The following is a 22,056-nucleotide window of genomic DNA, read 5'->3' as shown; positions in this document are numbered from 1 at the left end:
TTAGTGAACAGCGACGCGAAACAGGCCCTCAGGGGCTGAAACGCAAGAGGCCGCGCCGGAGCCATGGACGCGGCCTCTTGCGTTTCGGGCAACCCCGGGGCCAGACCGCGCAACTATTCACTGTTAACTATTAACTGTTCACTGACCATCGCGCCGTGACTGCCCGGTCCAAGGGGGAATCGCCACTGATTTCCTTTTCTGGCATAATCGCGCGCCTGTGCTGACTGGAGGTTCCATCCCCCGGTCCCTTTTGGTCTTGCCCGGTGGCAGTAACGGGCACGAGACCGGCACTGTTATCCGCAATGCGAACCAGAGTTTCGGCGCCCATACACGCTGAAACGGCACGGCCACAAGCCCAGGAATGACCATGACCGACCCGATTGTTTATAACGACCTCAGCCCGGCCCAGCTGGTAGAGCTGGCAGTTCAGCGCAACGAAGGCCGCCTGTCCGACACCGGCGCCCTGGTAGTGGAAACCGGTCATCGCACCGGCCGCTCCCCCATGGACCGCTACATCGTTGACGAGCCCAGCACCAGCGAGCACATCCACTGGGGTGCCATCAACCGCGCCTTCCCCGCCGACAAGTTCGATGCCCTGTGGGATCGTGTCAGCGTTGCCGTGGCCGACGCCGATGCCTTTGTTTCCCACCTGCATGTGGGCGCAGATACCGATCATTACCTGGCCGTAAAAGTGACCGCGCAGACCGCGTGGCACAACCTGTTCGCCAACACCATGTTCATCCGCCCGGAGAAGTACAACCCGCGCAGCAAGGAAGAGTGGCAGATCCTGCACGCCCCGCACTTCCAGTGCGAGCCGGAGCGTGACGGTACCAACTCCGACGGCTGTGTGATCCTCAACTTCGCCCAGCGCAAGATCCTTATCGCCGGCATGCGTTATGCCGGTGAAATGAAGAAAGCCATGTTCTCCGTGCAGAACTTCCTGCTGCCGGAAAAAGACGTGCTGCCCATGCACTGCTCCGCCAACGTGGGTGAAGACGGCGACGTGGCCCTGTTCTTCGGCCTGTCCGGCACCGGCAAAACCACCCTGTCCGCCGACCCCGCCCGTTACCTGATCGGTGACGACGAGCACGGCTGGGGCAAGGACGTGGTCTTCAACATCGAAGGCGGCTGCTACGCCAAGTGCATCGACCTGAGCCAGAAGAACGAGCCGGTGATCTGGGACGCCATCAAGTTCGGCGCGGTACTGGAAAACGTCATCATCAATGACGAGACCCGCACCGCCGACTACACCGACGTGTCCCTGACCCAGAACACCCGTGCCGCCTACCCGCTGGAAAACATCGACAAGAAAGTCGAAGCCAACCGTGCCGGCGAACCCAAGCACATCATCTTCCTGACCTGCGACCTGACCGGCGTCCTGCCGCCTGTGTCCAAGCTGTCCAAGGAAGCGGCGGCCTACCACTTCCTGAGCGGCTACACCGCCCTGGTGGGCTCCACCGAAATGGGTTCCGGTGGCGGCATCAAGAGCACCTTCTCCACCTGCTTCGGCGCCCCCTTCTTCCCCCGTCGTGCCGGCGAGTACGCCGAGCTGCTGATCAAGCGCATGGAAGAATTCGGCTCTACCGTCTACCTGGTGAACACCGGCTGGACCGGTGGCCCCTACGGCGAAGGTGAGCGTTTCAGCATCCCCACCACCCGTGGCGTCGTGAACGCGATCCTGTCCGGTGAGCTGGACAATGCGGAAACCGAGCATCTGGACATCATCAACCTGGACGTGCCCAAGAACGTTCCCGGGGTGGACAACAAGCTGCTGCAGCCCAAGAACACCTGGGCCAACCCGGAAAACTACGAGGCCCGCGCCCGCGATCTGGCGGAACAGTTCGAGAAGAACTTTGCCGAGAAGTATGCGGACGTGTCCGACGAGATCCGCGCCGCTGGCCCCAAGGCCTGATCCGCAAGGATCACTGAAAAAGCCCGCCACCGGCGGGCTTTTTCATTGCCGCCCGGTGGGCAGACCCGCCCACCCGGGAAGGCAAAAAGGAAACACCTGGTCTGGACTTGTTTACCACAAAGGCTAGACTGCACCTCCGGAGCCATGACAGCCGTCATCGTTCCCTGCCCCACAAGGGCTCTGCCTCATTGATGAGCCACTGAGTCCGCAAGCGGCACTCCGTGACTCCTTTAACCCGGACCTGTTCACCGCCAAGGTGGATATGATTGACTGGCAACCCCAATGGGTTAGCCCAACAGGAGCCCCAATGAGCAAACCCAGAATTGTTGTCGTCGGCGGTGGCGCCGGCGGCCTGCCCCTGGTGACCCGCCTGGGCCGCAAGCTCGGCAAATACGGCCACGCGGACGTAACCCTGGTGGATTCCTCCAGCATCCATGTCTGGAAACCGCGTTTTCACGAAGTGGCCACCGGCGCCATCGATGCGGACCTGGATGCGGTGGACTACCGCGCCCACGCCCAGCTGAACCATTATCGCTTCGAGCCGGGCACCATGACCCGGGTGGACGTGCAGGCCCAGACCCTGACGCTGGCCCCCCTCCATGACAACCACGGCTCGGAAGTCCTGCCGGAACGGCAACTGCCCTACGATTATCTGGTGCTGGCCACTGGCAGTCAGAGCAACGATTTCGGCACCCCCGGGGTGCGCGAAAATTGCCTGTTCATGGACAGCCGGGCCCAGGCGGAGCGTTTTCGCGAGCGCTTCCTGAATGCCTGCCTGCATGCCAACTACGAGGGCAAGCCGGTATCCGTGGCCATTGTGGGTGGCGGTGCCACCGGCGTGGAGCTGGCCGCAGAACTACACCATGCGGTGTCCATGCTCAACTTCTACGGCCACGAAAAACTGGATCGCAAACACCTGCAGGTGGACGTGATTGAAGCGGCACCGCGGATTCTGCCGGTGCTCAGCGAGCGGGTGTCCGCCACCGCCACCCAGCGTCTGGAGTCCCTGGGTGTCAAGGTACGCACCGGCGTCATGGTGGCCGAAGCCACCCCCGACGCCCTGGTGCCCAAGGAAGGCGACCCCATCAAGGCGGACCTGCTGGTATGGGCGGCCGGGGTGAAATGCCCGGACTGGCTGGGCCAGATTGAAGGCCTGACCACCAATCGCATCAATCAGGTGGAAGTGGAGCCAACCCTGCAGGCCAAGGGCCACAAGAATATCTTCATCATCGGCGATGCGGCGTTCCTGATCCCGGAAGGGGAAGAGCGGCCCATCCCGCCACGGGCCCAGTCCGCCCAGCAGATGGCCCAGCACACTGCCCGCAGTCTTCAGCAGCTGATCATGAAACGCGAACCCCGACCGTTCCAGTACAAGGACCATGGCTCGCTGGTTTCGCTGTCCAATTACAGCTCCGTGGGCATGCTGATGGGCAACCTGAAAGGCGGCAACTTCTTTGTGGAAGGCTGGCTGGCGCGGATGATGTACATCAGCCTGTATCGCATGCACCAGGCCGCCCTGTATGGCTGGCCGCGAACGATCATGCTGCTGATCGCCGGGCGTTTCAACAAGCTGGTACGGCCGAGGTTGAAGCTGCATTAAGGCAACACTACGTAGCACCTGTAGGAGCGCCTCTTGAGGCGCGAACCCGCGTGTGAACGCGGAAGAGTCAGCATAGCGGCCAATCGCTCCAGAAGGGATTGTTGCTTTCTGGAAGTGCTCCTTCGCTTAGGCTCGGATTCGCGCCTCAAGAGGCGCTCCTACAGGTGCGGCGTAGAGACACCGGTAGTTAGCGACCACCGCAACCGATACACTCCCTGCTACCCCATGGACGACGGTGGCAACGATGAAAGACACCTTTCTCTACTGGTTCGGCATTCTCAAAAACACCCTGCGCCTGTGGCTGGAAGCCAACGCTGCCAGCTATGCCGGGTCGTTGGCGTTCTTTACCCTGTTCTCCATTGCCCCTGTCATCATCCTGGCGGTGAAAGTGATTTCCCTGGTAATGAGCAGCGAAGCCGCCATGGCGGAAATTCTCGGCCAGCTGGAAGCCACCGTCGGCCCCGCCGCCACCGAAGAAATCCGCAATGCCATCATGAATACCCGGGCCCCCAGCCAGGGGATTCTGGCCGGGCTCCTCAGTCTGACGGTGATGATTATCGGTGCCACCACCGTGTTCGCCCAGATGCAACGCTCCATGAATGCCATCTGGGAAGTGGTGCCACGGCCCTCGCGCAATACCGTGGTGGCCCTGATAAAGAGCCGCTTGCTGTCACTGACCGTGGTGGTATCACTGGGCTTTGTGTTGCTGGTATCCCTGCTTCTCAACGTGGCCGTACAGACCCTGATGGTCTACGCGGAAAACTGGATTCCCTTCCATGCCAGCGTGGCCCTGGGACTGGAGGTCATGGTCTCCATTACCGTTATTGCCCTGTTGTTCGGGATGATCTTTCGCCTGCTACCGGATGTGGTACTGAGCTGGAAAGACGTGGCCCCTGCCGCGCTGATGACCGCCGTGCTGTTTGCCATTGGCCGTGCCCTGATCGGCTTTTATCTTTCCCACACCGCCACCGCCTCCACCTATGGGGCCGCCGGTTCGCTGGTGATCCTGCTCATGTGGGTGTACTACTCCTCCATGATCCTGCTGCTCGGCGCCGCCTTCAGTCGCGCCCACAGTGAAGCCCGGGGGCGGATTATCCGTGCCCGCTCCACCGCCGTACGGGTCCGCCGGGAAATACACGAAACGCCCGCCTAACATCATTTTCATGCCCCCTTCACAGCCGGATTGACACGGTAAGGTGTCAATCTGGAAAGGGGATCCCATGATAAAAACACGCTTTTTTCCCGTACTCGGCATCAGTCTGCTCGGTTTCCTGGCGGGCGGCTGCAGCGACAACACCATGAGCCAGGAAGTCACGGCCACTGCGTACACCCTGTCGGAAGCGGAAACCAAGAAAGGCAATGTTGGCCTTGCGGCCTGGGGCGATCAACTGGAACCCGGTATGAAGGCCATCGCCGTATCCCGTGATCTTATTCCCAAGGGCCTTACCCATCGCACCGAGGTGGAAGTGGAAGGCCTGGGCACCTATGTGGTACTCGACAAGATGAACAAACGCTGGACCGACAAAATCGACATTCTCATGGCCGATCGGGCCGACGCCCGGGAGTGGGGCAAACAGACCGTGACCATTCACTGGGAGGCCCCGGAGGAAACCCCCTGAACCCGGCGGCAATTTTGCAATTCTCCCGATGAAACCCCGGCAGGGCCGTCGTAAACTGCCTGATATTGATGTTCCTGCCTCGGTTTCGGAGTTTCCATGGCCACCCGTTTTTTCCTGATTTCCCTGTTCCTGTTTTTCAGCCATCCCGCCCTGGCACTGGATCAGGAAAGTTTCGCCATGTGTATCAGCAAACTGCGCCAGGCCGGACTGGAAGCCGGGCTACCGGCCCAGGTGATCAGCCAGCACCTGGATGATGTGAAGCTGAATGAAAAAGTGGTGGAACTGGATCGCAGCCAGCCGGAATTCACCAGCAGTTTTGCCGACTACTTTACCCGTCGCGTCAGCGAGCAACGGATCGAAAAAGGTCGCGAGAAATACCGCCGCCATCGTCCATTGCTCGACACCCTGACCCGGGAATATGGCATCCCCGGCCATTACCTGGTGGCCTTCTGGGGGCTGGAAACCAACTATGGCGGCTACCTGGGCAATATCCCCACCCTTGATGCCCTGGCGACACTGACCTGCGAAGGCCGTCGCGGAGACTATTTTCAGGGCGAGCTGTTCAATGCCCTGCGCATTCTGCAGGCCGGTGATGTGGATGCTTCGCAGATGAAAGGCTCCTGGGCCGGCGCCATGGGCCAGACACAATTCATGCCGGCCGTGTTTCTCAAACACGCCCAGGATCACGATGGCGATGGTCGCCGGGATCTGTGGGGCAGCACCGAGGACGCCCTCGCCTCCGGCGCGCATTTCCTGCAGGCACTGGGCTGGGAACGAGAAGCACGCTGGGGCCGGGAAGTCCGGCTGCCCAAAGGCTTCGACTACCAGCTCACCGGCTTCGGCAACAAACGCCCCCTCGCCGACTGGGCAGAGCTGGGCCTGACCCTGCCCAATGGCCAGCCCCTGCCGTCTGCAGAAATGGAAGCGGCGGTGATCGTACCCGCGGGCCACCAGGGGCCGGCCTTTCTGGCCTACCACAACTTCCGGGTGATCATGGGCTGGAACCGCTCCGAGTCCTACGCCATCGCGGTGGGCCGCCTGGCGGACCGCATCGCCGGCGCCGGCCCCCTGTCACAGGCACCCCCGCAGGCGCCACGCCTCGACCGGGGGCAGGTCACCCGCCTGCAGCGCATCCTCAACGAACAGGGCTTTGACGCCGGCGAAGAAGATGGCCTGATGGGCCCCGGCACCCGCAAGGCCATCGCCCGCTACCAACAGGCCAATGATCTGGTGGCCGATGGTTTCCCGGGGGAAGAGGTGCTGACTCGCATCGGCGTCTACCCTGGACCCTCAGGGGAATAAGCCGGGGGATGCCGGAGTTCGCCAAGCCTGACTACGCCATCCCCAGCACCTTGTCTTTGAGCACCGGCACGACCCAGTCAATAAAGGCTTCAAGGCGTCGGGTCATATGTTCCCGGTGCGGATACAACAGGGTGATGGGCATGGGTGGCGGCACGGCGTCCGGCAGCACGCTGACCAGGCGGCCAGAGTCCAGATGATGGCGCACGTCATAGTGGGGCACCTGTATCATCCCCAGCCCTGCCAGGGCACAGGCGATCAGTGCTTCTGCGGTATTCACCGTGACACGGGACGGCAGCGGCACACTCTCCAGCCGGTCGCCCTGACGGTATTCCCAGCTTTCCACCCTGCCGGTCATCGACGACACAAACGCCACAATGGGGTGGGATGACAGATCCTTTGGGGTGGCCGGTCGGCCATACCGGGCCAGATAGGCCGGGCTGGCGCAATTGCACAGCGGCAAGCTTCCCAGCGGCCGGGCAATCAGGTTGCTGTCTGTCAGCTCCCCCACCCGAATCACGCAATCCACGCCCTCGCTCACCAGATCCACAGCGCGGTCGGTGACCCCCATCTGGATATCAATATCCGGGTAACGATTCAGGAAATCCGGCAACGCCGGCGCCAGAATCCGTCGCCCCAGACGCCCGGGCACATTGATGCGCAGCTTGCCTTGGGGGCGGCGATCATTGGCCACGAATGCCCCCTGCAACTGTTCATAATCCTGCAACAATGTCACGCCCTTCTGATAGAGAAAATGGCCCTCCTCGGTAACCTTGATGGCCCGGGTGGTGCGGTTCAGCAGACGCGCCCCCATCTCGGCCTCCAGTTCCTTGATGGCCGTGGACACGGTGGAACGGGGGATTTCCAGGCTCTCCGCCGCCCGGGTAAAGCTCAGGCAATCCACCACCCGGACAAAGATATGCATTCTTTCGAGACGGTCCATGCTTTTCCATTGTTCGTTATTTTCGACATATGCTGTCAGCTTACACCGGTTTATGCCCACGCCAAGCCTGCCGACAATGTCGACACCTTAACGAGCAGGAGCAAGACTGATGACGGATTACGGATTACGGATTCAAGGACAAGGTAGTGTTGATTGCTGGCGGCGCCAAGAACCTGGGCGGCCTGTTGAGCCGGCAAATCGGTCGCGAAGGCGCCAAGGTCGTGGTGCATTACAACAGCGATGCCAGCCGCGCCGATGCAGAAGACACGGTCAAGGCGGTGAAAGACCTGGGTGGCGAGGCCTACATGACCCAGGGCGATCTGACCCGGCCGGCCAACGTGGAAGCACTGTTTCTGGAAGCCAAGGACAAGTTCGGCGGCATCGATGTGGCCATCAATACCGTGGGCAAGGTGTTGCGCAAACCGATCGTGGAAACCAGTGAAGAAGAATACGACTCCATGTTCGACATCAATGCCAAGTCCGCCTATTTCTTCATCAAGGAAGCGGGCAAACACCTGAACGATAATGGCAAGATCGTCACTGTACTCACCTCTCTGCTGGCCGCCTTTACCGATGGCTACTCCACCTATGCCGGCGGCAAGTCACCGGTAGAGCACTTCACCCGTGCCGCCGCCAAGGAATTCGGTGGGCGTGGTATCTCGGTCTCCGCGGTGGCCCCCGGCCCCATGGACACCCCCTTCTTTTACGGACAGGAAACCCCGGAACGGGTGGCCTACCACAAGTCACAGGCCATGAACGGGGACCTGACCAAAATCGAGGACATCGCCCCCATCATCAAATTCCTGGCCACGGAAGGTTGGTGGATCACCGGCCAGACAATTTTCCCCAATGGCGGCTACACTACCCGCTAGTGCCAGCGACACACTCAAGGCGGGCACATAACGTGCCTGCCGCGCTTTCGACTGGGAGCCGCCCATGCATACGCTGACTGTCATTCTCGGAGGGCTGTTGTTGTTCGCCGTACTGGCGCTGACCGCCCGCCTGATCCCCTGGTTGCAACACCACCTGCTCGCCGTCTTCGCCCTGCTCTGGTTTATCGCTTCGGCCATCAATATGACCGTCGGCATTGTCCACGCCGGGTATTCCTTTATGGCTGAGTTACCAATTTTCTTTGTGGTCTTTCTGCTGCCTGTTGCGCTGGCCTGGATGGTGAGCCATAAACGCCAGCGCCAGTGACGATGTTTCACCCTTCACGCCGGGCGTGGCATGCTCAAGCCAGTCCGAACAAGGGAGTCCGTCATGCGATCACTGATCACCGTTACCCTCACCGCTCTGAGCCTGAGTGCCTGTGCCGACAACGCCGCCACCCTGTCCCCGCAAAGCAATGACAGCGTTACCACCACAACACTCACCGATGGCCTGCACCACCCCTGGTCATTGGCGTTTGTTTCAGACAAAGAATGGCTGATCACGGAACGGCGCGGCACCCTGCGCCGGCTGGTGGACGGCACCCTGCAGGACGATCCGGTCAGCGGGGTACCGCAGGTGGTCGCCAAAGGCCAGGGCGGGCTGTTCGATGTGATGCCGCATCCGGATTTTGCCGACAACCAGCGCCTGTACCTGAGTTATGCCAAACCCTGCGGTGACGATGGCGGCACCACAGCGGTGGGCTATGGCACTTACCGGGAGGGTACCCTCAAAGACTTCCGCGATATCTACGTGGCCGAAAAAGCCTGCACCAATACCGCCAAACATTTTGGTGGGCGCATTCTGTTTGATAACGACGGCTACCTGTTTGTCACCGTGGGCGACCGGGGGGAACGGGACCGGGCCCAGGACACCACGGACCCGGCCGGCAGCGTACTGCGTCTGCACGACGATGGCCGCATCCCCGATGACAACCCGTTGGCCGACCAGCCTGGCAAGGCTGCCGCCATCTGGAGCTGGGGCCACCGTAATCCCCAGGGGCTGGCCCTGCATCCGCAGAGTGGCAAGCCCTGGCTCAACGAGCACGGCCCCCGGGGCGGGGACGAGATCAACGCGGTGGCAGCGGGCGTCAACTACGGCTGGCCGGAAATCACCTATGGCCGGGAGTATTACGGGCCCAGCATCGGTGACACCCGACAGGATGGCCTGGCTCAGCCCCTGCTGCACTGGACCCCGTCCATCGCCCCCTCCGGCATGGCCTTCGTGACCGGCGATCGCTACCCGGACTGGCAGGGTGACACCGTGCATGGCGCCCTGAAGCTGACCCACCTGAACAAGGTGGCCTTCGACGGCCGCAAGCCGGTCTCGGAAGTTCGCCTGCTGGAAGACGCCGGCAACCGGATCCGCGATGTACGGCAGGGGCCCGACGGCTACCTGTATCTCCTCACCGACAGCAACAATGGTGCCCTGCTGCGCCTGGAACCCTGACCGGTTCCGCCCCGGCATCGCCGGGGCGCGACAGTCGCGTCTTACACTCAGATACAAAACCCGTGATTTGTCTCACCAAGTTGCACCGCTGTGCCAACAGACCCGCTACCCGCCCCCTCCTATCCTGATAAGCGAAAAGATGTATAACAAATCAGGATAAAACCATGCTCGCTTTCACTTCACGCCCGGCCTTGGGCCTGCTGGCAATATTGTTGTGCGCCTCTCTGCAACTCACCGGCTGTGGCGGCGGCGGGGGTAACAGCGCCTCACCCGGCACCCCCTCCACCCCAGCCAATGACGACACCCCCACTGGCAACACTGGCGGTGACGGGGACAGTAATGACGATGATGCCGGCACACCCGTCAATCTGAGTTGGGGCGAAGCCTACCAGCGCGATGAGGAATACCCGAACACCGTCAACCTTCCCCAGCAGCTGATCACCATGCGTGACGGCATTCGCCTGGCGGCCACGGTGACCCTGCCGGCAGATGCCAGCGGCAACGCCATCGACGGCCCCTTCCCGGTGATCGCCACCTTCACCGGCTACAACCAGTTCCTGTCCAGCAGCCTGATTGCCGACCTGGACCTGGTGAAACACGGCTATGCCTATATCAATGTGGATATGCGCGGCACCGGCGCCTCGGAGGGCAGCTGGCAGGCCTTTAGCCAGGTAGATCAGGACGATATGGCCGAGCTGGTGACCTACATCAAGTCTCAGCCCTGGAGTAACGGCCGGATCGGCATGAATGGCCCCTCCTACATGGGCATCACCGGGCTGCTCACCGGCGCCCAGGAAGACCCGGCCGTGCAGGCGATTTTTGCCGTGGTACCCATGGGCGACGCCTACCGGGACATCGTGTTCTCCGGGGGCCAGGTCAACGCCGGCTTTATTCCCCTGTGGATGGCGCTGGTCACCGGGCTGGGCGTTATCCCCACCTCTGTGGGCTTCGAGAATGGCGATCCTGCCTACAGCCTCACCACCCTGCTTCAGCACCTGGAAGGTGCTCTGGTGGATTTCCAGGTGCCGGTGATTGCCGGAGCCCTGATTGGTGATGAGAACCGCTTCGACACCGAGTTCTGGCGTATCCGCTCCCCCCTGGAGCAAATCGACAAGATCAGTGCGCCCACCTTCGTGGTCGGCGGGCTAAACGATATTTTCCAGCGCGGCGAGCCGCTGATTTATGAAGGACTCAAGGACCACACCACCGCCAAACTGCTGATCGGTCCCTGGCAGCACCTGGACGGCTCATCCGGTGCCGGCCTGCCCGCGGATGGTGTGCCGGACCTGGACAGCCTGCGCCTGGCCTGGTTTGACCATTACCTGAAAGATATCGATACCGGCGCCCCGTCCTACCCGCCGGTCACCCAGTACTACACCGGTGCCGAACGCTATGTCACCGCCGCCGACTGGCCACACCCCCAGGCCAAAGCGGAAACCTTCTACCTGCACGGCCAGTTCGGTCTGCCGTTGTTTGGCAAGATCAGCGGGGACGCTCCCACCAGCAACAAGCAGACCAGCCTGCTGCAAACGCCAGTCAACGGCCTCTGCTCCGCCAGTGCCAGCCAGTGGACCGCCGGCATTCTGGGCATGATCCTGCCGCCCTGTGCCGCCCAGGACAATGTGGTAAACCTGCTGGAAGCGGTCTATACCAGTGAGCCCCTGGAAGCGGACATGGCTATCAATGGGCCCATCACCGGACAGATCTGGGCCTCCACCACCGCCCTGGATACCAACGTCACCGTGCGTGTCAGCGTGGTCGGCAACAACGGCATTGCCCGGCCATTGACCCACGGCATTCAGATGGCGTCCATGAGTGCGTTTGATGCCAGCCAATCCCGCTTTATGAACGGCAAACTGGTTCAACCCTGGCACCCGTTCAGTGCGGAGTCCAAGCGCACCATCACACCACTGGAACCCTTCCGGGCAGACGTGGAGGTGTTCCCCACCAGTGCCGTGCTCAAAGCCGGTGAGAGGCTGCGCATCAGTGTGGGCGCCAGCGATCTGCCCCATGGCTTGAGCCCGGTCCGTGATCTTCTCACCAGCCTGCTGGGCGCCCTGACCCTCTACAGCACCCCGGCCATGCCGTCGCGGGTGAATATTCCGCTGGTGCCGGTCAGCGCACTCTGAGCGCCACCCTCCTGCCGTCGCCGCCACGACGGCAGGAGCAGCCTCGCATCACAAATGCTGGAGAATATTCAGCAGGCGGCCAAAGGGGTCGCGCACATAAAACCGTCGCACCCCCCAGGGCTCACTCACCGGTCCATATTCCACCGCCACTCCGGCCTGGTGGACTCTTTCCAGCGCAGCATCCAGATCGTCCACCTCAATGGACAGGTCCGGTACCGCGGTACCCGAACCACCTTCTGAGCCCACACTCACCTGAACCCTCATGGTTTCCGCCGACCCATAGGTACGAAACCAGCCATGATCCATGATCCGCTCCAGCCCCAGGATGTCACCATAGAAAGCCTCTGCCTGTTGTGGATCCGGGGTAGCCAGGTTGGCCATGATACGTTTCACTTTCATGCTTTCTCCTTGCTTGCTTTCAGGAGAGCTTCAAACACGCCCAGCCCCCCTCATCGGCCACCCTAGGGCATTTCTTTCCGTGCTAAAATGAACTCTCTTCAACTTCGGCAATCCCATTCCCCTTGCCACCCCTAACGCAACCCGCAGCCCTGTGCAGGAGCGCCTATGCCCACTGACTCCGGTCGTCTGCTTCGCCTTTCCCTGGCCCTCGCCCTGGGTGGCTTCGGCATCGGCAGCGGCGAGTTCGTCATCATGGGACTAATGCAACGGGTGGCCACCGACCTGCAGGTGCCGGTGCCGGATGTGGGCTATGCCATCAGCAGCTATGCACTGGGAGTGGTAGTGGGCGCGCCGCTGATTTCCTCCCTGGCAGCCCGGGTGCCACGGCGGGGGCTGCTGATCATGCTGATGCTGGTCTTTGCCATGGGCAACATGGCCAGCGCCCTGGCCACAAACTTCTGGACCTTCGTAGGCCTGCGCTTCCTGGCCGGGCTGCCCCATGGCGCCTACTTCGGCGTGGCCGCTCTGGTGGCGGCATCAGCGGTGCCTTATCACATGCGTGCCCGGGCAGTGGCCCGGGTGATGAGCGGGCTGACCATTGCCATCCTGGTGGGCGCGCCGCTGGCCACCTGGGCCGGCAACCTGTTCGGCTGGGAGGTCGCCTTTATCGGCGTCGGCGTGATCGCCCTGTGCACCGCCCTGCTGATACGCCTGTGGGTGCCTGCTCAAGCTCCGGACCCGAACGCCAGCCCCCGCCGGGAACTGTCGGCACTGATCAAACAACGGGTGTTATTCACGCTGGGCGTGGCCAGCATCGGTTTTGGCGGCATGTTTGCGGTATTCAGTTATGTGATGCCCACTCTCACCGAACAGGCCGGCATGGCAGAACGCTGGGGCCCCATGGTGCTGATGGTCTTCGGTATCGGCACCATCATCGGTAATTTTGCCGGCGCCCGTGCCGCCGACGGCAATCTGTTGCGGGCCATTCCGTTGATTCTGATCTGGTGTGCGCTGATCCAGGCAGGCTTCTATTTTGCCGCTAACTGGACGGTGGCGGGCATCGTTTTCGTGGGGCTGGTGGGCACCAGCATGGCTCTGGGCCCGGCCCTGCAGACTCGCCTGATGGACGTGGCCGAAGATGCCCAGACCATGGCCGCCTCCATGAACCATGCCGCCTTCAACCTGGCCAATGCGCTGGGCGCCTGGCTGGCGGGCATCACTGTCAAACAGGGTCTGGCCTGGTCCAGCACCGGCCTGGTGGGCGCGGCACTGGCTATCGGCGGGTTGCTGATCTTCCTGTCCGGGCGGGCGCTGGAAAGGCGCAACAACATTCCCGGAGACACTTGCCTGAAAAATCAATAACGACGATGGAAGCCCAGATTAAACGCTGTCAGATCAAAGCCGTCGTCATCATCAAGCATCACCCACTCCCCATGGAGGGAGACATCCGGTGATACATTAAAGGCAACTCCCCCGCCATAGGAGGGATCACTGGCTGTCACCGTTTCTGAATCAGAAATATTACGGAAGAAGTTTACTTCCGTTTTTCGTTTTGCCGTGGCCGAAGAATGGCCAACAAGAAGATAAGGGCGAACAGGCAGCGAGTCATCCAGACCTACCTTGAGATAGGCCGCCAACAACGTCACCGGCTGGATGGTATATTCCACACCATTGACGGTTTTTTCATCCTCACTCAGACGAAAGCCCAGACGCCCCTCAATCGCTACATACGGATTAAAGCGACGCCCCAGATTAAACTGAACCGCGGTAGGCTCGAAATTTCCCAAGTCGCTCTCTTGGGTCAGCTTGCTGTATTGAAAACCGAAATAGTTTCTCTTCTCCAAATCGGAATCAGCAAACGACGCTACCGAACTCGCCAACAACAAAGCCCCTAAAACTACCCTCATGAAATTCCCCTATTAATGAATAACGCGTTAGCGTATTTATTTGATAGTCACTCAGCAAGCATTCCCAAAATGAATCACCACAAAAAAAGGCCGCACACAGGTGCGGCCCAACGACCTGTGACTGCGGCAGCAGCAACAGGCTATCGGCATTCACAACACGGGTTTCCCCGGCCGGGAATCAGCGATCAAGTAACAGGGAACACTGTCAGCACATCGGCATGATGTCGGTGCCAGGAATAAATCATGTCCGGCTCTCCCAAGTCCGTTTGTCAAAATTTTCGGGGGCTTGTTGTTGTTTCCCGAAAGCGAATCTCTTTAATTATTTCTGCCATTTTTGTTTTTGGGCAATTCCTGTGATGTGTTCAGTAGCATGCGCTGCCCGACAGAAACAGACTTTGCGCCAGCGCACATTCCCGGCCCGGAAATGTGGCTTTTTGTTATCCGTCGGTTCCTTAACGTACCCCGGCGGACAGGGATTCCGGTTGAACAAACTTGCCGGTAACCGGGAAGCGCACCTCCACCAGCAGCCCCCCGTGCTCATGGTTGGCCAGGCGGATCTCGCCGTGGTGCATGTCGGCGATGCGCTTGACGATGGCCAGCCCCAGACCGCTACCACTGAGAGTGCGGGCTTTTTCGCCACGGGAAAACGGTTGCAGCAACAGGGGAATATCCTCTTCCCGAACACCCTTGCCGTGATCCCTTACGGTCAGGCGTACCACGTTGTCGGTAACGGCAGTACGTACCTCCACCGGTGGGGCACCGTACTTGAGTGCATTGCCGATCAGGTTGGCCAGCATCCGTTTCACGGTGAGCCGCTTGAGCATCAGGCGGGGCAGATCCTGCAGTTCAAAGCGGATCTGTTCGGCGGGATACTTGCCGGCCACTTCCTGTATCAGTTCGTTGAGATTTTCCAGATCCGGCTGCTCGTCAGCACCATCGCGAATAAAGGAAATGAACTGGTCGAGGATGGCGTCCATGTCCTCGATATCTTCGATAATGCCCCGTGCCAGTTCTTCGTCCTGCATGAACTCCGCCGACAAGCGCAAGCGGGTCAGCGGCGTACGCAGGTCATGGGAGACCCCCGCCAGCAACAGGGCCCGGTCCCGCTGGGCCTGCTGCAGGTCGCTGGTCATTCGGTTGAAGGCCGCGTTCACCGCCTGTATTTCCTCAGGCCCGATGCTGGTGTCCAGTACCGGCACCGCTTCTCCCCGGCCCACTTTCAATGCCACCCGGGCCAACCGTCGTAACGGCAGGTTCAACCCCCGGGCAATCAGCAGGCCACCGATGATGGCCAGCAACGGTACCGTGACACCCCAGCCCAGCAGCAGGTAACGGTCATAATCGCGGAAGAATTCCATCGGCACCCGCAGCCACTGTCCCTGGAAAGAGGGGGCATTGACCCACAACACCGGTTGACGACTATCCTCCAGCTTCACCGTAACCGGTTCGCGCAGACGCTCCTGCACTTCTTCCCGAAAGCGACTGACCACGGGCTGTGACAACAGCACCGTCCCCTGATGCAGATTATCCGGGGTGGCCACCTCGATACTGGTGGCCCCGGCCAGCCGCTGGGCGAGCCGGGCATCCTCCTCACCGGACGAGGAAAACGCCAGCTCCGCCTGCAACACCGTCAGACGGGCATACTCGCGGATACCGGGCAGATAGGCGTTACGGGCAAAGAACCACAGGGTCAGCGCCTGGCTGATGCCGATGACCAGCCCGACCACGATGGCAGAACGGACAAAGGCCGTGCGGGGATAAAACTTCACTGGCGAGATTCCATGACTGTTTGAGCAGAGAATAACAGGTCAGGCGTCGGAGGTCGGACGTCAAAGCCCCAACCATGAATACCCGGAAGCACAAGAAGAATTCAGCCGGGATTCAGCCCGCATGTACAGCGTCAGAGATCCCACATCAGACCACCACTCAATCCGGCACAAACACATAACCCACACCCCACACGGTCTGGATATAGCGGGGCTTGGAGGGATCGTCTTCCAGCAGGCGGCGCAGGCGCGACACCTGCACATCGATGGAGCGCTCCATGGCGGACCATTCGCGCCCCCGGGCCAGGCTCATCAGCTTGTCACGGGTGAGCGGCTCGCGGGGGTTTTGCACCAGGGCCTTGAGCACGGCGAATTCCCCGGTGGTCAGGTTCTGGGGATCACCATCCCGCAGCAGCGTGCGATTGCCCAGATCCAGCTCCCAGGGGCCAAAACGCACCTCACCTTCTTCCTTGCTGGGCGCGCCGGGCAATTCACGCACATGGCGGCGCAGCACTGCCCGTATGCGCGCATCCAGTTCCCGGGGATTGAACGGTTTGGGGAGATAATCATCGGCACCGGCATCCAGCCCTTCGATACGCTCCGCATCATCGCCCTTGGCGGTCAGCATGATAATCGGCATCCGGTTTTCCGCCTCACGCAAACGCCGGCAGATGGACAGGCCGTCTTCACCCGGCAGCATCAGGTCCAGCACCATCAGCGAATAGATCTCCCGGGACAGGGCCCGATCCATCTGCTCCGCATCACCTACCGCCTTCACCGCATAGCCTGCTTCTTCCAGAAAACGCTGCAGCAGACTGCGCAGACGGGCGTCATCATCGACGACGAGAATTTTATCCAGTTGCTGTTCTGTCACGGTGCCTCCACGTATCGCAGACTCTGATTTACGCGTTGTGGACTGAACGTGCAAGATAATGGCCCGGAGAGATTGTATAAAAACATTGCAGTCTGCGAATCTAACCGCTCCTCAAGGGATTGTGATCCCTGCAGCACCGCCGCCAAAGTAGGCATGAGAAAAAGAAATCGCTACAGTACGCGACAAATGAGAATGGCTATCAACAAAGGATTCCTCCCTTGCGAGACCGCCTGAAACAGATTCCCCCCGTGGCCCTGGTGATCCTGGGCACGATGCTCGCCATCGTGTTGCTGGCCATGTTCAAACCCTCGGCGCCCACCCGTGATGTGAGCGAGCGCCATGACCGGGTGCGTTATGTGCTGGCAGAGCCGGGCGCACACTCCCCCAGCATCCAGTTGTTCGGGCGGGTACAGTCGCCCCGCGCCGCCGACCTGACGGCGGTGGTGACCGCCAATGTGACAAGCATTCCGGTGCGGGCCGGCAGCAAGGTCAGTGCCGGCCAGTTGCTGATCCAGCTGGACGACACCGAGGCATCACTGGCCCGGGATCGGGCCAAGGCCAGCCGCGATGAGGCCGCCGCCCAATTGCAGACCACCCGCCTGCGCTATCAGAGTGACAGGAAGAACCTGGCGCTGGAAAAGAAGCTGGCAAAACTGTCCGAAGACAACCTGCAACGGCTGCAGTCCCTGCGCGGGAAGAATCTGGTCTCCCAGACCCAGCTGGACCAGGCGGAAGAAGCCAAGGCCCGCGCTGAACTGTCATTGAGCCAGCGTCAGCTCAGCGTCAGCGATTTCGAGAACGAACTGGCCCGCATGGAGGCTCGCCTGGCCAGTGCCGAAGCCCAGCTCCAGCAGGCCGAACTGGATCTGACCCGCACCCGGGTAGAAGCGCCGTTCGATGGCACCGTGACGGATATCCCGGTGGCACCGGGGGAACGGGTGCGCCCCGGCGAACCCTTGCTCAGTCTGTTTGCGGACGCCGAGCTGGAAGTGCGTGCACAGATTCCCGAACGGTATCTGGCCGCCGTGCGCGACGGTCTGGGCCAGGGCGAACTGGCCGCCAGCACCGAACTGGAAGGCCGCACCCTGGCGCTGAATCTCAAACGTCTGGCCGGGGATGCCAGCGATGCCCGTGGTGGCATCGACGGTCTGTTCGAGTTTGTCGATGGCGTGCCCGCGGCTGCCCTGGGCCGGCCACTGACCATTACCCTGACCCTGCCGGCCCGGGATAACCTGATTGCCCTGCCGGCCACCGCCCTGCACGGCCTCAATCGCCTCTATGTCATTGATGACGACAACCGCCTGCGGCGCGTCCAGGCCGATATCGTCGGCGAAGCCATGGATCGGGAAAACGCGCAGCTGCTTCTCCATGCGCCCACCCTTGAAGGGGGCGAACGCATCATGACCACCCAGCTGCCCCAGGCCATTGTCGGCCTGCCGGTGGACCCGCAACCGGTGCCGGGCAGCAACGCCGATGACAGGGAAGGTGATGTGACAGAGTCGCCCGCCCCCCCTGCCACCGACAGTGGCGAAGACAACCACAACGAGGGCCATCAGGGTGAGTGAATCGCGGGGCCTGATCGCCAGCTTTACCGAGCACAAGGTCGCATCGAATCTGTTGATGCTGTTGATGGTGATGCTCGGGTTTCTCGGCCTCAACCGGCTCAATACCCAGCTGTTTCCGGATTTTGATTTCGACTACATCACCGTCACCATCCCCTGGCGGGGTGCCAGCCCGGAGGATGTACAGCGCTCCATTACCATCCCCGTGGAGCAGGCCATCAAGACCCTGCCCAACACCAAAAAGCTGATTGCCCGTTCCCAGCAGGGCGCCTCAGCCATCTTTATCGAGCTGGAAGACGGCACCGATCTGGGCCTGGCCCTGGACGAGGTCCGCCAGCGCATCGACTCCATCCGCAATCTGCCCCAGGACGCGGAGCGACCGGTGATCCAGAAGATCACCAACTACTCCCTGGTCACCTCCATCATGGTGTCCACGGAAAACGGCTCCCTGGAAGAACTGCGCCCGCTGGTGCGCAACATGGAAGACCAGATCCTCGCTCTGGGGGCCGGCAAGGTGGACTTCCTGGGCCTGCCGGAAGAGGAAATGGCCATCAAGGTCCCTGCTGCAGCGCTCCATGATCTACGCATGAGTCTGGGCGAGATCAGCAACCGGGTGCGCAGTTTCAGCCAGGACATACCCGCCGGCACCGCGGGCCGGGATGACGCTGCCAAACAGCTGCGAGCCCTGGGCCAGCGACGTGACGAACGAGCCTTCGCCGACCTGCCCCTGATTACCACCGCCGACGGCCAACAGCTGAGTCTGGGCGACGTGGCCACCATCGAGCGACGCCCCCGGGATGACCAGCCTACCCTCACCTATCAGGGCAACCCGGCCATCGAACTGCAGGTGATGCGTGGCGAAGACGGGGACATGCTGGAGCTGGCCGACAAGGTTCGCAGCTGGGGCGCGGAGTACCGCACCACCCTCCCGGAAGGCGTACAGATGACCTTCTATTTCGAGGCCTGGAAGCTGGTGCAGGAGCGCATTTCCACCCTGCTGTGGAACGGCATCAGCGGTCTGCTGCTGGTGATCGCCACCCTCTATTTCTTCCTCAATGCCCGGGTGGCCTGGTGGGTCACCGTGGGCATCCCGGTGTCCTTCATGGCCACCCTGGGCCTGGTCTGGCTGTTTGGCGGCACCATCAACATGATCAGTCTGTTCGGCCTGATTCTGGCCCTGGGGATCATTGTCGACGATGCCATTGTGGTTGGCGAGGACACGCTGACCCACTTGCAGCAGGGGGAATCCGCCCAGCGTGCCGCCCTGGGGGGCGCACGCCGGATGTTCTGGCCGGTGGTAGCTTCCAGTACCACCACCATTGCCGCCTTCCTGCCCCTGGGCATGATGAGCGGCGCCATGGGCAAGATCGCCTTCGACATTCCCTTCGTGATGATCTGTGTGATCCTGGCCTCCCTGCTGGAATGCTTTCTGGTATTGCCCGGCCATTTGCATCACAGCTTCCGGGGTATCCAGGTCAAAGCCTCCGGGGTGCGGGAACGTATTGACGCCGGCTTCCACCGGTTCCGTGAGGAGCGATTCAGGCCATTGGTGGCCTGGGCCATTCGCCATCGGCACCTGGTCAGCGTCTCCGCCGTGGCGGCGTTCATCCTGGCACTGAGCCTGATCGCCACCGGCTGGCTCAAGTTCACCTTTTTCCCGCCGGTGGATGGTGACCAGCTGCGCGCCGTGGTGGAGTTTTCCTCCGGCACTGACCGGCGCCAGGTGGATCGCTTCCTGTCCCATCTGGAAGACGCCCTGAACGAGACCAACGAGGAACTGGGCGGCCATCTGGTCAAGACCGTCATCAGTCACCATGGCGCCGCCGCCGGCTTCCCCAACCCCGGCGGGCGCATGGAAAAATACGGCGATGAATACGGCACCCTGGTGGTGGAAGTCTATGTGGGCTCGGACAGGAAAATCAGCAATGACCAGCTGATCCAGAGTTGGCGCGAGAAACTCACCCTGCCCGCCGGTCTGGACCAGCTCACCATTTCCCAGCCGGAAGCGGGCCCGCCCGGCAAGCCCATCGAGGTGAAGCTCACCGGCAGTGATGCGCCGACCCTGAAACAGGCATCCCTGGCCCTGCAGGAACGGCTAAACGATTTTGCCGGGGTCAGCAACGTGGACGACGACCTGCCCTACGGCAAGGAACAGCTGACCTTTGAATTGACCGCCCGGGGCCGCGCTCTGGGGCTGACCCTCAACGAGGTGGCCAGCCAGTTACGCGCCGCCTTCGACGGCAACCTGGCCCAGCTCTATAACGAGGAAGACGAGGAAATCGAAGTGCGGGTGATGCTGCCGGACAGTGAACGTCGTCAGTTCACCGCCCTGGAGCGTCTGCCCATCATCACCGCCCAGGGTGAGGCCATCGCCCTGCGGGACGTGGTGAACTTTGATGCCCGCAAGGGCGTGGACCTACTGCGCCGCGTCAACGGCGAACTGGCCGTTACCGTCTACGCGGACCTGGATCCGGAGCAGGGCAACGCCAACGAGATTATTGCCAGCCTCAACGACAGCACCCTGCCCGACCTGAAAGCCAAATACGGCATCGGCGTCGGCTATGAGGGCAAGCTGCAGGAACAGGCTGACAACATGAAGGACATGGCCACCGGTGCCCTGCTGGGGCTGGCAATCATCTATGTGGTACTGGCCTGGGTGTTCAGCTCCTACTCCTGGCCCCTGGCGATCATGACCGCGATTTTCTTCGGCCTCACCGGCGCAGTGATCGGGCATATCTTCACCGCCCCCTTCGGCATCAAGTTTTCCATGTTTTCCGCCATGGGGCTGTTCGGTCTGTCCGGCATCATCGTCAACGATTCCATCGTGCTGGTGAGCTTCTACCAGCAACTGGTGGCCGAAGGCATGGAACGGTTCCAGGCCATCGTGGAAGCCTGTGTGCGACGTCTGCGGGCCGTCCTGCTGACCTCCATCACCACCATCGCCGGGCTCACTCCGATCCTGTTCGAAAGCTCCCTGCAGGCCCAGTTTCTCAAACCCATGGCGGTGAGCATTGTCTTCGGGCTGCTGTTCGGCACCGTACTGATCTTGCTGGTGGTGCCGGCCATGCTGATGCTGATCGAGGAACAGCGTGACCGCTTCCAGGGCCTGGGCCCCCATCTGGCACCGGCCAACTGGGGCGAACTGGCCCGCCGTGCCTGGCGTTTTGATCCTGTCCACTACCGCCAGCAGCCGGGCCCGCAGGGGCTGGGCGGCCATCTGTGGTGGGTGATGATTCTCGGCCCCTGGCTGTTACTGACCATAGTGGGCAAACTACCGCTGCTGCAGCAGGCCCTGGAGGCCGATGCCGGGCCCTTGCTGATCGCACCCACCGGGCTGCTGTGGCTGGTCATGGCCGGGCTGGGGGCCACCTTCCTGTGGCACCTGTTCCGCCGTCGCCAGCGAGCCGCCAGGCTGGCCGTATACTGGTTATTGGTGACAGGTTTGGGCAGTCTGCTGATCGCGGCACTGGCACCACTGGCCGGTCCGCAGGGCAGTGAACTGGCCACTGCGTTCTGGTCCCAGGCGCGCTGGGCGCTTGTCACTGCGCTAATCGTATTGCCCTTGCTGTTGTGGAGTCGGCGCAGTGCACAGACCCTGACACGCTGACCGAAAACGGCATCATAGTGCCATAATTCGACAGCTTACCTTTTGACCAGTGACTGGTATTAT

The 22,056-nt window shown here is 61.5% G+C and carries 17 protein-coding genes; 12 read left to right on the top strand and 5 right to left on the bottom strand.

From position 1 onward, the window contains the following. Positions 1-367: 367 nt before the first annotated feature. The 5 genes from A0251_RS03475 to A0251_RS03455 all read left to right on the top strand — a co-directional run bounded on the left by A0251_RS03475 (position 368) and on the right by A0251_RS03455 (position 6,433). Complete coding sequence (locus A0251_RS03475; RefSeq protein ID WP_062815415.1) at positions 368-1,912, top strand: phosphoenolpyruvate carboxykinase; 1,545 nt, start codon at positions 368-370, stop codon at positions 1,910-1,912. A 307-nt stretch (positions 1,913-2,219) separates the two neighbouring features. Continuing rightward, the gene (locus tag A0251_RS03470; RefSeq protein ID WP_062815414.1) at positions 2,220-3,512 is read left to right on the top strand and encodes an NAD(P)/FAD-dependent oxidoreductase; all 1,293 of its coding nucleotides are present in this window, start codon (positions 2,220-2,222) and stop codon (positions 3,510-3,512) included. A 244-nt stretch (positions 3,513-3,756) separates the two neighbouring features. Next, on the top strand, positions 3,757-4,665 hold the full coding sequence (locus A0251_RS03465; RefSeq protein ID WP_062815413.1) for a YihY/virulence factor BrkB family protein: 909 nt from the start codon (positions 3,757-3,759) through the stop codon (positions 4,663-4,665). Positions 4,666-4,732: 67 nt separating this feature from the next. Then, entirely contained in the window at positions 4,733-5,131 is a 399-nt protein-coding gene (locus A0251_RS03460; RefSeq protein WP_156478228.1) for a 3D domain-containing protein, read from the top strand. 96 nt (positions 5,132-5,227) lie between these two features. After that, positions 5,228-6,433 (top strand): lytic murein transglycosylase, encoded by a 1,206-nt coding sequence (locus A0251_RS03455; RefSeq protein WP_062815412.1) that lies wholly within the window; start codon positions 5,228-5,230, stop codon positions 6,431-6,433. Positions 6,434-6,464: 31 nt separating this feature from the next. Here A0251_RS03455 and A0251_RS03450 read toward each other — a convergent pair whose 3' ends face one another. Then, positions 6,465-7,373 (bottom strand): LysR family transcriptional regulator, encoded by a 909-nt coding sequence (locus A0251_RS03450; RefSeq protein WP_062815411.1) that lies wholly within the window; start codon positions 7,371-7,373, stop codon positions 6,465-6,467. A 116-nt stretch (positions 7,374-7,489) separates the two neighbouring features. Between A0251_RS03450 and A0251_RS03445 the strand changes: the two genes are divergently transcribed. From A0251_RS03445 to A0251_RS03430, 4 genes are all read left to right on the top strand, one after another. Further along, on the top strand, positions 7,490-8,245 hold the full coding sequence (locus A0251_RS03445) for an SDR family oxidoreductase (RefSeq protein ID WP_035246190.1): 756 nt from the start codon (positions 7,490-7,492) through the stop codon (positions 8,243-8,245). A 64-nt stretch (positions 8,246-8,309) separates the two neighbouring features. Continuing rightward, positions 8,310-8,570, top strand: coding sequence for a hypothetical protein (locus A0251_RS03440; protein WP_062815410.1), 261 nt, complete (start codon positions 8,310-8,312; stop codon positions 8,568-8,570). A gap of 63 nt (positions 8,571-8,633) precedes the next feature. Then, positions 8,634-9,749, top strand: a complete 1,116-nt coding sequence (locus tag A0251_RS03435; protein ID WP_062815409.1) for a PQQ-dependent sugar dehydrogenase — start codon at positions 8,634-8,636, stop codon at positions 9,747-9,749. Between the two features lie 164 nt (positions 9,750-9,913). Beyond that, positions 9,914-11,878 (top strand): CocE/NonD family hydrolase, encoded by a 1,965-nt coding sequence (locus tag A0251_RS03430; protein ID WP_062815408.1) that lies wholly within the window; start codon positions 9,914-9,916, stop codon positions 11,876-11,878. Between the two features lie 48 nt (positions 11,879-11,926). Here A0251_RS03430 and A0251_RS03425 read toward each other — a convergent pair whose 3' ends face one another. Continuing rightward, complete coding sequence (locus A0251_RS03425; protein ID WP_062815407.1) at positions 11,927-12,277, bottom strand: VOC family protein; 351 nt, start codon at positions 12,275-12,277, stop codon at positions 11,927-11,929. 165 nt (positions 12,278-12,442) lie between these two features. On the opposite strand from A0251_RS03425, the gene A0251_RS03420 reads away from it, so the two are divergent. Further along, the gene (locus A0251_RS03420; RefSeq protein WP_062815406.1) at positions 12,443-13,639 is read left to right on the top strand and encodes an MFS transporter; all 1,197 of its coding nucleotides are present in this window, start codon (positions 12,443-12,445) and stop codon (positions 13,637-13,639) included. Here A0251_RS03420 and A0251_RS03415 read toward each other — a convergent pair. The 3 genes from A0251_RS03415 to ompR form a co-directional block, all read right to left on the bottom strand. Further along, positions 13,633-14,184 (bottom strand): porin family protein, encoded by a 552-nt coding sequence (locus A0251_RS03415; RefSeq protein WP_082810737.1) that lies wholly within the window; start codon positions 14,182-14,184, stop codon positions 13,633-13,635. The genes A0251_RS03420 and A0251_RS03415 overlap by 7 nt on opposite strands. A gap of 452 nt (positions 14,185-14,636) precedes the next feature. Then, positions 14,637-15,953: an ATP-binding protein gene (locus A0251_RS03410; protein ID WP_062815404.1), complete on the bottom strand. Its 1,317-nt coding sequence runs from the start codon at positions 15,951-15,953 to the stop codon at positions 14,637-14,639. A gap of 157 nt (positions 15,954-16,110) precedes the next feature. Continuing rightward, positions 16,111-16,824: a two-component system response regulator OmpR gene (gene ompR, locus A0251_RS03405; protein ID WP_103917085.1), complete on the bottom strand. Its 714-nt coding sequence runs from the start codon at positions 16,822-16,824 to the stop codon at positions 16,111-16,113. Between the two features lie 218 nt (positions 16,825-17,042). Between ompR and A0251_RS03400 the strand changes: the two genes are divergently transcribed. Both A0251_RS03400 and A0251_RS03395 read left to right on the top strand, forming a co-directional pair. After that, entirely contained in the window at positions 17,043-18,389 is a 1,347-nt protein-coding gene (locus tag A0251_RS03400) for an efflux RND transporter periplasmic adaptor subunit (protein WP_062815403.1), read from the top strand. Then, the gene (locus A0251_RS03395; RefSeq protein WP_062815402.1) at positions 18,382-21,993 is read left to right on the top strand and encodes an efflux RND transporter permease subunit; all 3,612 of its coding nucleotides are present in this window, start codon (positions 18,382-18,384) and stop codon (positions 21,991-21,993) included. The genes A0251_RS03400 and A0251_RS03395 overlap by 8 nt, the downstream gene beginning before the upstream one ends. Positions 21,994-22,056: the final 63 nt, after the last annotated feature.

This window comes from Alcanivorax sp. NBRC 102024, from assembly GCF_001602235.1.
In the GTDB taxonomy this organism is placed as follows: Bacteria; Pseudomonadota; Gammaproteobacteria; order Pseudomonadales; family Alcanivoracaceae; genus Alcanivorax.
This window is presented reverse-complemented; position numbering and strand designations above follow the sequence as displayed.